Annotated in this window: 8 protein-coding genes; 3 read left to right on the forward strand and 5 right to left on the reverse strand. The window is 72.2% G+C overall.

Annotated elements, in window-relative coordinates; genetic code table 11:
* Nucleotides 1–31 precede the first annotated feature (31 nt).
* Nucleotides 32–880: an AfsR/SARP family transcriptional regulator gene (locus HD597_RS49210; RefSeq protein WP_253754038.1), complete on the reverse strand. Its 849-nt coding sequence runs from the start codon at nucleotides 878–880 to the stop codon at nucleotides 32–34.
* A gap of 193 nt (nucleotides 881–1,073) precedes the next feature.
* On the reverse strand, nucleotides 1,074–2,606 hold the full coding sequence (locus HD597_RS49215; protein WP_253754040.1) for a peptide MFS transporter: 1,533 nt from the start codon (nucleotides 2,604–2,606) through the stop codon (nucleotides 1,074–1,076).
* 261 nt (nucleotides 2,607–2,867) lie between these two features.
* Between HD597_RS49215 and HD597_RS49220 the strand changes: the two genes are divergently transcribed.
* Together HD597_RS49220 and HD597_RS49225 are read left to right on the forward strand one after the other, a co-directional pair.
* The gene (locus tag HD597_RS49220; protein WP_253754042.1) at nucleotides 2,868–3,218 is read left to right on the forward strand and encodes a TcmI family type II polyketide cyclase; all 351 of its coding nucleotides are present in this window, start codon (nucleotides 2,868–2,870) and stop codon (nucleotides 3,216–3,218) included.
* A 62-nt stretch (nucleotides 3,219–3,280) separates the two neighbouring features.
* Nucleotides 3,281–4,324, forward strand: coding sequence for a class I SAM-dependent methyltransferase (locus HD597_RS49225; protein WP_253754043.1), 1,044 nt, complete (start codon nucleotides 3,281–3,283; stop codon nucleotides 4,322–4,324).
* On the opposite strand, the gene HD597_RS49230 is transcribed toward HD597_RS49225, so the two are convergent.
* Nucleotides 4,321–5,595 carry a glycosyltransferase gene (locus HD597_RS49230; protein WP_253754045.1) on the reverse strand — a complete coding sequence of 425 codons (1,275 nt, stop codon included), beginning with the start codon at nucleotides 5,593–5,595 and terminating at the stop codon, nucleotides 4,321–4,323. The two genes, HD597_RS49225 and HD597_RS49230, sit on opposite strands and share 4 nt — an antisense overlap.
* Nucleotides 5,596–5,821: 226 nt before the next feature.
* On the opposite strand from HD597_RS49230, the gene HD597_RS49235 reads away from it, so the two are divergent.
* Nucleotides 5,822–6,442: a DedA family protein gene (locus tag HD597_RS49235; RefSeq protein ID WP_253754047.1), complete on the forward strand. Its 621-nt coding sequence runs from the start codon at nucleotides 5,822–5,824 to the stop codon at nucleotides 6,440–6,442.
* Between the two features lie 50 nt (nucleotides 6,443–6,492).
* Here HD597_RS49235 and HD597_RS49240 read toward each other — a convergent pair whose 3' ends face one another.
* Together HD597_RS49240 and HD597_RS49245 are read right to left on the reverse strand one after the other, a co-directional pair.
* On the reverse strand, nucleotides 6,493–9,531 hold the full coding sequence (locus HD597_RS49240; RefSeq protein WP_253754049.1) for an AfsR/SARP family transcriptional regulator: 3,039 nt from the start codon (nucleotides 9,529–9,531) through the stop codon (nucleotides 6,493–6,495).
* Nucleotides 9,532–9,855: 324 nt separating this feature from the next.
* Nucleotides 9,856–11,307 carry an MFS transporter gene (locus HD597_RS49245; protein WP_253754051.1) on the reverse strand — a complete coding sequence of 484 codons (1,452 nt, stop codon included), beginning with the start codon at nucleotides 11,305–11,307 and terminating at the stop codon, nucleotides 9,856–9,858.
* Between the last annotated feature and the right edge of the window lie 269 nt (nucleotides 11,308–11,576).

Genomic DNA, 11,576 nt, shown 5'->3' on the forward strand with positions numbered 1-11,576 from the left:
GCCGGCGCGGGCATGGTGCCGGGCGTCGCTCTCACAACGCGCAGTCGGCCTTCTGGGCGATCGCTCGCCCGTGCACCGGGTTGCGGGCCGGCTGGCGGCCGTTCCTCCCGGCACGGACGGGCTCGGGCACGTGGTCGGTGGCCAGCACCATCTGCTGCAGCTCCCGCATCTCGGAGCCCGGCTCCAGCCCGAGCTCCTCGCGCAGGATGGAGCGGAGGTTGTGATAGACCTCCAGCGCCTCGTGACGCCGGCTCTCCCTGGACAGGCCCTCCATGAGCCTCAGGTGGAACCACTCGTCGAGCGGGTGGACGGCGGTGAGCTCCTTGAGCTCGGCGATCGTCTCGTGGTGCCGTCCCATGCGCCACGAGGTGTCGATCCTGAGCTTGGTGGCGTGGACGCGCAGCTCCTCCAGCCGGGTCTTGTAGATCTCCAGCCGGGGGCCGGAGACCACGTCCGCGAGCGCCGACCCGTGCCACAGGTCCAGGGCTCCGCACAGCGCCGCCGAGGCGCGTTCCAGGTCGTCGGCCTGGAGGTGCCGGCGGGCGACGTCCACGAGCCGCTCGAACTCGACGGCGTCCAGCATGCCCTCGTCCACGTGCAGCAGGTACGCCCCGTGCTTGGTGACGAGCCGGAGCCCGCCCCGCTCGTCACCGCTGCGCGTCAGCAGCTTGCGTAGCTGGTACACGTACGTCTGCAGGGTCGTGAGCGCGCTCACCGGCGGGCGCCCCTCCCAGAGCTCCTCGATCAGCGCCTGCGTGGGCACGACCTCGTTCGCCGAGGACAGCAGCAGCGCGAGCACGCTGCGCTGCTTGGGGGCGCTCGGTGTCAACCGGCGCGTACCGTCGTGGATCTCCAATGTTCCGAGCACCTGAAAACGCATGTGAATCGATCCTCACGTAGCGGCGTTGGCTCTCCGGCCTGTCCGTACCTGAGGGGAGTTCACGATCCCCCTCAGGTGCCTTTCTAATGGACTGCGGTAAAGCGCCGCTTTCGTCTCTCTTTCGTGCTCCATCGGGCGTGAGGTCCCGGAAGCGGGGAGGACACGGGGCGTACACCTGAGCAGGCGCCGGGTTTCAGGACGGTGACGACGTCGCGCCGGAGCCCCTGCCTGCGGCGGAAGATTCCTGCAGCGCCGCGTCCGGGGAGGCGGACGACATGGCGGCCACGAGCCGCCGCCGGGCCAGGACGAACCCCGTGGCGGTCAACAGGGCCAGTACGGCCAGCGCGAGGTAGTACACCGGCTGCGGGTCCCCCGCGGAGACCAGCCGGCCGAGCATGCTGCCCAGCCCGCCGCCGACGCCCGCGAACATCCAGTACAGGGCCATCGTGCGGCCGGCGAACGCGGAGGGGGCCAGATCCACGGTCGCGCTCATCACCGTCGGGCCCAGGATCACCTCGCCGCACGCCAGGGTGAACAGCACGAACAGCAGCCACAGCGGGGAGACCATCTCCCCGCCTGCCGCGAACACGGCCGCCACGCTGATCACGCCGAAGCCCGCCGCCGCGAGCCAGTGCCCGAAGGCGATCTTGTCCACCACGCTGACCTGACCACCCCTGCGCATCAGCAACCACGCCACCGCGGGCGCCGCCAGGAGGATGAACAGCGGGATCGCCGCCTGGAACCAGCTCGCCGGCACCAGGAAGCCGCCCACCTCGCGCGCGGTGTGCCGCTGCGCGAACAGGCTGAGCGTCGAACCGGCCTGGATCACGAACATCCAGAACAGCGCCACCGACAGCAGCACCCAGCGGAACGCCGACAACCGCCGGCTCTCGGCCGGGCTGAGCCGGGCCCGGCGGCGCAGGACCGCGAAGTAGACGAACGGCGCCGTCAGCGTGACGAGGCCGACGAGCGCGATCCCGTGGGTGATCGCGAAGTTGCCCGTCAGGACGGCGCCGGTCAGCAGCACGCCCACGACGGCGGCGGCGACCGCGATCCGGCTCGCCACGGCCCGCAGCTCGGCCCGGCTCGCCGGGTGCGCCGCAGCACGTCCGATCGTGCCGAACCGCCGGGAGCCGACGGCGTACTGGATGACGCCGAACGTCATGCCGAGGCCCGCCGCGCCGAACCCGAGGTGCCAGTTCATCCGCTCGCCCAGGAAACCGGTGACGAGCGGCGCCAGCAGCGCGCTGATCTGGATGCCGATGTAGAACACGACGAGCGCGGCCTCGCGCCGGTTGCTCTCGTCGGGGCCGTAGAAACGTCCCAGCAGCGCCAGCATGTTCGGCTTGAGCAGGCCGGTGCCCACGGCGATGGTCACCAGCCCGAGGTAGGCGGTGGGCCTGCTCGGCACCATCATCAGGTAGTGGCCCAGCGCGATCACGATGCCGCCGTAGAGCGTCGCGCGGTGCTCGCCGAGGAACCGGTCGCCGAGCCAGCCGCCCGGCATGGACAGCACGAAGATCAGGCCCACGTAGGCGCCGTACAGCGCGACCGCGGTCGAGTGCGGCAGGTTCAGCCCGCCCTCCTCGGCGGGGGCCACCGCGAACAGGATCATGATGGCCTGCATCCCGAAGAAGCTGAACCTCTCCCACATGTCGGCCAGGAACAGCGTGGTGAGCCAGCGCGGCCGGCCTTGTGGCCGCGCGGTGCCGGACGGCGGGTTCATGACTCCTCCAGGGCTTGCGGTCCGTGGCGTGCCGGTGATCGGGTCTCCGGACACCTCATGCTCCTGGTCACGGCTAGAGAGCAGGTCGAAGACGGGTCGAAGCGGGCGGGCGGCACGACCCTCCAGGCTCCCTCAAGCCGCGTGCGAGCCGGGCCGGGAAGACTGAGCCCGAGATCGTTCGCCGGATCCCGGCCTCCGCCCGCCTCCTGAGCCGGTCGCGGAGGCCCGTGGCAGGCCCAGCGAGACACCGAGGAGAACCGAATGGAACGCATCCTGGTCGTGGCACGCATGCGGCCCTCCTCCGAGGCGGAGGTCGCCGAGTTGTTCGCCGAGTCGGACCGCACCGAGCTGCCGTGGCTCGGCGGAGCCGTGAGCCGCAGCCTGTTCTCCTTCCACGGCCTGTACTTCCAGCTCATGGAGGTGCGCGACAACGCCCAGGTCACGATGGGCCAGATCCGCGAGCATCCGGAGTTCCGGCGCCTGAGCGAGCGGCTGACGGAGTTCATCGAGCCGTACGACCCCGAGACCTGGCGCTCCCCCCGGGACGCCATGGCCCGCGAGTTCTACCGATGGGAGGCCGAGCCCGGAAGGGTCTCCCAGCTTCCGCACTGACGTCAGCCGGCCGGCGAGTGCGCGGTCCGGAAACCACAGTCACCGTTTCGGCGGGAGGGACGATGAGCACGAACGACAAGACCATCAGCCGCGAGTCGCTGCTCGGGATGATGCAGGCGTACAAGACGACGAGCCTGCTCAGGACGGGCGTCACGATGGGGGTGTTCGACTGCCTGGCAGAGGGGCCGATCGACGCCGAGACCGTGGCGGGGCGGCTCGGCAGCGACGTCCGTGGCATGCGGATCCTGCTGAACGCCCTGGCCGCCGTCGGCCTGGCCGTCGAGGACGGCGGCCGCTTCGCCCTGCCCGCCGGGGCCGAGCGGCTCCTGGTGAGCAAGAGCCCCGAGTACCTCGGCGACATGGTCCGGGTCATGGCCAGCGACTGGGAGTGGGACGCGCTGAAGAAGCTGCACGACGCCGTACGGCACGGCGGGACCGTCATGGAGGTCCACGCCGAGACCCCCGGCTACGAGTACTGGGAGGACTTCGCGTCCTACGCCGTCGCGGTGGCCCGCCCCACGGCCCACGTCGTGGCCGACGCGCTGGAGCCGTGGGCGGTCGGCCGCGAGAGCCTGGACGTGCTGGACGTGGCCTGCGGTCACGGCATGTACGGGCTGACCCTGGCGCAGCGCAACCCGCGGGCCCAGGTGTGGGCGCTCGACTGGCCCAACGTGCTGCCGCTGACCGAGCAGCACGCCGAGCGGATGGGGGTCAGGGAGCGGGTGCACCGGCTGCCCGGCGACATGTTCGAGGTGCCGCTCGGCGGCCCGTACGACGTCGTGCTCGTCACGAACGTGCTGCACCACTTCTCGGCGGAGCGGGCGGGCGACCTGCTGGCCAGGCTCGCCCCCGCGGTCAAGCCCGACGGCAAGATCGTGCTGGTGGGCTTCACCCTGGACGCGCCGCCCGCCGAGGACCCCGCGCCGCACCTGTTCTCGATCCTGATGCTGACGTGGACGTTCGAGGGCGAGGTGCACACCGTCCAGGACTACACGCACATGCTGGATCGGGCCGGGTTCGTCAACGGCCGCCGCTACGAGGTGCCCGGGCTGGCCTTCCGCGTCCTGGTGGCCGACAAGGCCGCCGGACCGGCTCAGGGCCTCTAGACCAGCCGCTGGACGCGCCCGCCGTACGTCTGGGCGAGGCCGGCGTAGATCTCCTCGATGCGGGAGAGCGAGCGCAGATGGTCGTGCGTGGCCGCGACGGTGCGGCCGATCGTGCCCATCGTCGCGGCCAGCTCGCCGTCGGTCAGCACCCGGGTGAGGAAGCGGGCGAACGCGGGCACCTCACCGGGGCGGTACAGGAAACCCGTCGTGCCGTGCTGGACGAGGCAGGTGCGTGCGCCCGCCTCGGCCGCCACCACGGGCAGGCCGCTGGCCATCGCCTCCAGGGTGGCGGCGCTGTCGAGCCCGGCGACCTTCGGCATCGCGAAGACGTCGGCCGAGGCGTAGGCGAGGTGCAGGACGTCCTCGGGGACGGAGCCGAGGAAGTGGGTACGCCCGCCGAGCCCCAGCGCGCCGGCCAGGCGCTCCAGCCTCCCGCGCCGCGGCCCGTCGCCCACCAGGACGAGCTGCGCGTCGGCGCTCCGGCACACCTGCCGCAGCGCCCGGAGCAGCTCGTCCAGCCGCGTCCCGGCGTCGAGCCGGCCGACGAACAGCGCGGTCTCGCGGTCGGGCAGGCCGAGCGTCCCGCGGGCCCACGTCTTCGGCTCCTCCCTGGGCCGGAACCGGGTCAGGTCCACGCCGTACGGCACCGGCTCGACCGGGCGGTTGAGGCCGCGGCCGGCGAGCAGCTCCGCGGCGGCCCTGCTGGGGGCCGCGACGTGGTCCGCGCGCCCGAACACCCGGGCGAGGTCGCGCCAGGCCAGGGCCTTGCCGAGATCGCACACCGCGGTGCCGGGCACGTGCCGCCCCGCGTGCGGCAGGAAGCGGGTGGTGGCCACCACCGGCACGCACAGCCGGCGGGCCGCGTCGATCAGGGCGCGCCCGACGACGAAGTGGTCCTGCACGTGGACCACGTCGGGGGCGATCCGCCTGAGCATCCTCGCCAGGGTTCCCGTGAGCAGGACCGGCATGATGATCCGCCTGTCCGGTCGCACGGGCCCGGCCACCGAGCGCAGCCGGTGCACCGTGACGCCTCCCGCCCGCTCCACCCGCGGGGGCCCCTGCTCGGACGGGCACACGACGTGCACGTCGTGCCCCCGTGTGACCAGCGCGCCGGCCAGCCGGTACGTGGCGCAGGCGGTGCCGTTCACGTCGGGCGGGTAGGTGTCGGTGCCGATGAGCAGCCGCAGCGGCCGGCGTTCGTCCTCCGCGGGGTCGATCGGGTGTCCTCCGCGAGGGGATCCCGCCAGGGAGGCGAGGAGGCGGAAGGTCATGGAGTCGCTCCTTGATGTCGGATACCGGACATCGGACCGCGTACCACCATGATCGCGAGGGACCCCGGCCGGCGCCATCGGGAACATCCCTGACGTTTCTCCGGGACCCCCTGAAATGACCCTGACAATACGGCGATCGGAGAGTGGGCGGAAGAAGTCAAAGCCATCATGAGATGACCGGCGTGCACGTTCGCCACGACATATCGGAGAGGGGGAGCAACCCGGCATGGCGCTACTCGAACACCTGGCGGAGCTGCACCCCCTGCTCCTCTGCGCGGCCGCGCTCGGGTTCATGTGCGTGGAGACGTCGCTGCTCGTGGGGCTGTTCGTGCCGGGTGACGCGGTGGTCCTGCTGGCGGGGACCACCGTCGGCTCACCGGCCCGCTACGCGCTCCTCGTCGCGGCCACCACCGCCGGCTGCCTGGCGGGGGAGACGTTCGGGTACGCCCTGGGGCGCCGCTTCGGGCCGTCGATCCGGCGGAGCTGGGCGGGCAGGCGGATCGGGGCGGCCAAGTGGGCCAAGGCCGAGGAGTACCTGCGCCGCCACGGTGGCCCCGCCGTGTTCGGGTCCCGGTTCGTCACCGTGATCCACTCTCTGGTCCCCATCGTGGCCGGCACGCTGGACATGCCGTACCGGCGGTTCATCGGCTGGGCCGCCCCCGCCGCCCTGACGTGGTCGTGCCTGTACGTCGGTGCGGGGACGGCCGTCGGCGCCTCCTATCGTGAGGCCGGGGCCGAGCTCGGCGTCTGGGGCACGCTGATCCCTCCGGCGATCGTGGCCACCGTCGTCACGGTCCGCCTCGTGCACTCCCGCATCAAGCGGCACCGCGCCGCCCGCCACGACTGAGCGAGCCCGTCAGGCCGCGCCGCTGCGCCCGCCGCGGCTGGGCGAGCCCGTCAGGCGGCACCGCTGCGCCCGTCGCGGCTGAGCGAGCGCACCGCCAGGTCCTCCGCCCACCGGCCGCCCTGCCCGCCCGGCCGCGGCTCGCCGAGCACGGCGTCCGCCCTGGCGAGGATGCGCGAGGCCCGGTCGCGGACGCGGTAGGCGCCCAGCTCGTCGAGCCTGCTCAGGCCGGGGACCAGGAGCGCGACGGCGTCGCGGGCGCGCCCGGCCGACAGGTGGATCTCCCCCACCAGGCAGGCGACCTCCGCCTCCCCGCAGGCGTCGCCGAGGCGGGCGAAGGTGCGGCGGCTCTCCTCGGCGAGCTGGATCGCCTCCCGGTGACGCCCCTGCTCCAGGGCGACGGCGCCGAGCAACGCCAGCGGGCGCGCCTTGCCGTACCGGTCGCCGATCCCGGTCAGCCCTCTCGCCTCCTTGGCCATCAGGGGCGCCGCGCGCAGGTCGCCGACGCGCAGGGACGACCAGCCGATGCGGTTCAGCGTCACCGCCTCCAGCCGGGTCTCCCCCAGCTCCCTGGCCAGCCGCAGCACCCGTTCGAGCGTGGTGCGCGCCTCGGCCTTGCGCCTCAGGCCCAGCAGCGCGTCGCCGACGGCGGCGAGCGCGAGGAGCTCGGCGTGCGGGTCGGAGTTCGCCGTGGCCAGCTTGTGGGCGTGCTCGGCCAGCGCCAGGCCCTCCCTGGCTCTGAGCTGCATCACGCTCATGGCCGCCAGGACCGCCACGCTGTACGGGAGCTCCCGGGTGGCTTCGAGCCGGTTGAAGGCGTTGACGCACTTGCCGAGCACCCTGCGGGCCGCCTCCACCCGGCCCTGCCGCAGCAGCAGCATGGCGCGGTGGTGCTCGGTGCGCCATCCGGTCCGCTGGTCGCCGTTGGCCCACGCGGCGTCGCGCACGGCGACGCACAGCCGGCCGAGCGGCTCCATCGCGTCGTCATGGCTGGCGAGCTGCGTGATGATCTCGGTGATCCGCGCCGCCCGCTGGTGCCAGCCGTGCCGGCAGCAGCGCAGGGCCATGTCCCTGAGGTGGTCGCGCTCGGTGGCGAGCCACCTCCACGGCCTGACGTCCACCCGCTCGATGTCGTCGAGCGGCACGCCGCCATGGGGCAGCGCGGGCGTGGCGCCGCCCTCCGGCGGCAGCTGGCCGATCGCCCGGGGCAGCTGCCGCGACGCCCGTTCGGCGTAGGCCAGCAGGGAGTCGATGTAGCGGCGCAGGGCGGCTCCGGTGGAGGCCGGGTCGTCCTGGCTGGCGAGGTCGGCCGCGTACAGGGCGGACAGGGGGTGCAGGCGGTAGGTGGGGTCGAGGATCGTGTTGAGCCCGACCGGCTCCAGGAGGTTGTGCTCGATGAGCCGGTCGGCCAGGCGCTCGTCGTCCGCGTCGGCGAGCGCCGCCACGGTCCGCGGCGTGATGTCGGCGTCGGACAGCAGGCCGAGCCGGCGGAAGGCGGTGCGCGCGGACGGGTCGAGCGCGACGTAGCTGCGCTCCAGGCTCCGCCGCAGGTCCAGGTCGCTGACCTTCAGCTCGTCCAGGCGCCGCCGCCCGTCCTGCAGCCGGTGGGCGAACGTCGCCAGGCGCGCCAGGGGCTGCGCCGCCAGCCTCGCCCCCACGATCCGCAGGGCCAGCGGCAGGTGCCCGCACGCGGCGGCGATCCGCGCGGCGGCGTGCGGCTCCTGCCGGACCCGCCTGCTGCCGACCATGGCCTCCAGCAGGTCGAGCGACTCCCGCTCAGGCAGGTGCGTCAGGCGCACCAGGACGGTGCCCGGCAGCGCCGACAGCAGGCGGCGGCTGGTGATGACCACCGCGCACGCCGGCGTGCCCGGCAGCAGCGGCCGCACCTGCTCCAGGTCGAGGGCGTCGTCGAGGATGAGCAGGACCCGGCGGTCGGCGAGCCGGGACCTGAACAGGGCGGCGCGCTGCTCCTGGCCCTCCGGGACCGCGCCGGGGCTCAGCCCGGTCGCCTCCAGCAGCTCGCCCAGCACCTCGGTGGGGGTACGCGGGTGCTCGCCCGTCCCGTGCAGCCGGACGTAAATCTGGCCGTCCGGGAAGCGGTCCTGGACCCGATGCGCGACCTGGATGGCCGTGGCTGTCTTGCCGACGCCGGGAGGCCCCGTCATGGTGACGATCGCCATGGCGTCGGACCGGGCCGGGTCGAGTGCCGCGTCGGCCCGCCTGAGCAGGTCGGCCCGCCCGACGAAGTCGCCGTCGCTGACGGGTAGCTGGCGCGGGGTGGCCCACCGCGAGACGGCCGGGGTCAGCTCGCGGTGGGCCTTCCGGTAACCGTTTTCTGACACCAGGTCGGGATCTCCGGTGAGCACGGCGTGCTGCAGCCGTTCGAGCTCGTCACCGACGTCGAGCCCGTACTCGTGGCGCAGCACCGCGGAGACGGACGCGTACGCCTTCAACGCCTCCACCTGCTGACCGCAGCGGAACAGCGCGATCATGAGCTGGCCGCACAGCCTCTCACGCAGCGGATACTTGCGGACGAGGCTGCGCAGCTCGGCGACGATCTGGTCGTGGTTGCCCAGCATGAGCTCCAGGTCGAAGCGCCGGTGCAGGCAGCGGAACCACTCCTCGGTGAGCTGCGGCACCTCGTCGCGGAGTATGGAGTCGGAGCGGATGCCGGCCAGCGCCGTGCCCCGCCACAGTGCCAGCCCCTCGCGCAGCAGGCTGAGCTCGTCGGCCAGGTCGCCCGCGCTCTCCGCGCGCCCGGCGCGATCGACCAGGTCGCGGAAGCGCAGCAGGTCCAGATGATCCGGGGCGACCTCGATGAGGTAGCCACCAGGGCTGGTCCTGATCACCTCCACGTCGCCGTTGCCGTCTTCAAGGGTGCGGCGCAGCCGGGCCAGATGCGTCTGCAGCGAGGCCCGCGCATAACGCGGTAAACGCTCTTCCCACAGTCGTTCCATGAGGTCGTCCGCAAGCACGACACGGTTCGCCGAGAGCAACAGCGTCGCCAGGATCACCCGTTGTTTCTCGGCGTTGACGGCGATGGTCCGGCTCCCCCGCCGCACCTCCAAGGGACCCAGGATTGCGAAACGCATTGCCTTTTCCATGTGCAGCGACCCCCGTGCCGGAATGTTATTAGTGGCAAGCGACATGCAGGTGGACCTCGGTGCGCGATGGAGCTGCACGAACGCCGGAGAGCCAGATCTCGCCCCGCCGGCTCGTCACGTGGTGCCGGATGTACGCGACGTGCCGTCGGGGCCGTGGCGTCCTACGCGCACACCCTCACTTTTCCGATCTTACGAACTCACGCCTTATTGACAAGGCCTCTGGTGACTATGCACCAATTCCTGTCATGCGCACAGGTCCACAACTCGATCGCTTTTGTGCGGGCGATTAGTCGCGTTAGGGACGAGCATTTTTCAGGAGGCGCTGGTGGACCGGCCTTCGCCGACGGTGGCCTCGTGCCGCCGGGTCCGCCGGGGCAGGAGCGGCACCAGCAGCACCGCGAGGAGGAAGACCCCGGCGTTGTAGAGCAGGGTCTGCCAGGTGGCGCCCGCCCACACCGCCGGGTCACGCGGTCCGGTGCCGACCAGCCCGAAGAAGATCGCGCCGACCATCGCCACGCCCACGGCGGTGCCGAGCTGGATGGTGGCGTTGGCCACGCCGGACCCGGCGCCCGCGTCCCGGGCGGGCACGCCGGCCAGCACGAGGTCCACCAGGATGGGCACGACCAGGCCGGAGCCCATGCCCGCCACCAGGAGGCAGGCGAAGACCTGCCAGGAGTCCGTGGCGCCGCCGTAGTGGCGCAGCACCAGGATCAGGGCCGCCATCCCGGCCACCATGACGGCCAGGCCGAGCCCGATGAGCCGGCGACCGGCGACGGCTCCGTACCTGACCGCGATGTTCGCGGTGAGGCCGAGCCCGATCGTCCAGCCCAGCCCCGTCAGCGCCATCCGCAGCGGGCTCCAGCCGTGCGCGACCTGGAAGTCCCACACCAGCACGATGAGGTAGGACATGATGCCGGAGAAGACCAGCGCCATCAGCACGGATCCGGCGACGAACGACCTGTTGCGGAACAACGCCGGCGGCACCAGCGGCGAGGCCCCCTCCGTGCGGAACTGGTAGATCCCGAAGAGCGCGAACAGCGGCAGTGACAGGGCCATCGACACCACCGTCCACACCGGCCAGCCCAGCTCGTGGCCCTGAACCAGCGGGAACATGAGCATGATCGAGGCGAGCCCGAGCAGCAGCACGCCGGGGATGTCCAGCCGCAGCGGCCGGTCGGACTTCGACTCCGGCACCAGCCGCGCCGCCCCCGAGAAGGCCAGCACGCCGATCGGGACGTTCACCCAGAAGATCCAGCGCCAGCCCGGCCCGGCGGTGAGCAGGGCCCCGACGACCGGGCCGGTGATCGAGGCGAACGGCACGACGACGCCGAGCAGCCCCATGGCCTTGAGGCGCTCGGGCGGCTGGAACATCACCTGGATCACGGACAGCACCTGCGGCACCATCAGCGCCGCGAACACGCCCTGCGCCACCCTCGCGGCGGCCATCATCTCGCCGCTCTGGGCCAGCCCGGCCAGGGCCGAGGCGGCGGTGAACCCCGCGACGCCGGTGAGGAAGACCTTCTTGCGGCCGGTGATGTCACCGAGCCGGCCGCCGGTGACCAGGAGCAGCGCGAACGCCAGCGCGAAACCCGCCAGGATCCACTGCTGCAGGGAGACGCCCGCGCCGAGGTCCCGCTGGATGTACGGCAGGGCGACGTTGACGATCGTCACGTCCAGCTGGTTCATGAACATGGCCGTGAGGACGATGAACAGCGCGAACCACCTGCGGGGGAATTCGCCGCGCCGATAGCTTTCGGTGGCCATCTGACCCTCTTCCGGTCTCTCGTCATGCCATGGCGCTGATCAATTCCTGCTCATGGTCGCGTGCGCGGCTAGAGCCCGGCTCAAGCACGACTGGGACGAGAAAAACGACGTGGACCCCGGGATCATCGGGGAAGGGCCGTACCATGACACATCATGCCGCCGGGAGGGTAGAGGTCCGTGTCCGATGACCGCGCATGGCACCGGGATCCCCGCCGAGGTGCGAGCCGTTCACCTCACACCGGCAGGGCGGCGTCCGGCCGCGATCGGAC

Source organism: Nonomuraea thailandensis, assembly GCF_024172165.1.
Taxonomy (GTDB): Bacteria; Actinomycetota; Actinomycetes; order Streptosporangiales; family Streptosporangiaceae; genus Nonomuraea; species Nonomuraea thailandensis.

Excerpts from the sequence above, each read along its gene's own strand:
- HD597_RS49210 (WP_253754038.1), bottom strand. The coding sequence starts at position 880 with ATGCGTTTTCAGGTGCTCGGAACATTGGAGATCCACGACGGTACGCGC.
- HD597_RS49215 (WP_253754040.1), bottom strand. The coding sequence starts at position 2,606 with ATGAACCCGCCGTCCGGCACCGCGCGGCCACAAGGCCGGCCGCGCTGG.
- HD597_RS49220 (WP_253754042.1), top strand. The coding sequence starts at position 2,868 with ATGGAACGCATCCTGGTCGTGGCACGCATGCGGCCCTCCTCCGAGGCG.
- HD597_RS49225 (WP_253754043.1), top strand. The coding sequence starts at position 3,281 with ATGAGCACGAACGACAAGACCATCAGCCGCGAGTCGCTGCTCGGGATG.
- HD597_RS49230 (WP_253754045.1), bottom strand. The coding sequence starts at position 5,595 with ATGACCTTCCGCCTCCTCGCCTCCCTGGCGGGATCCCCTCGCGGAGGA.
- HD597_RS49235 (WP_253754047.1), top strand. The coding sequence starts at position 5,822 with ATGGCGCTACTCGAACACCTGGCGGAGCTGCACCCCCTGCTCCTCTGC.
- HD597_RS49240 (WP_253754049.1), bottom strand. The coding sequence starts at position 9,531 with ATGCGTTTCGCAATCCTGGGTCCCTTGGAGGTGCGGCGGGGGAGCCGG.
- HD597_RS49245 (WP_253754051.1), bottom strand. The coding sequence starts at position 11,307 with ATGGCCACCGAAAGCTATCGGCGCGGCGAATTCCCCCGCAGGTGGTTC.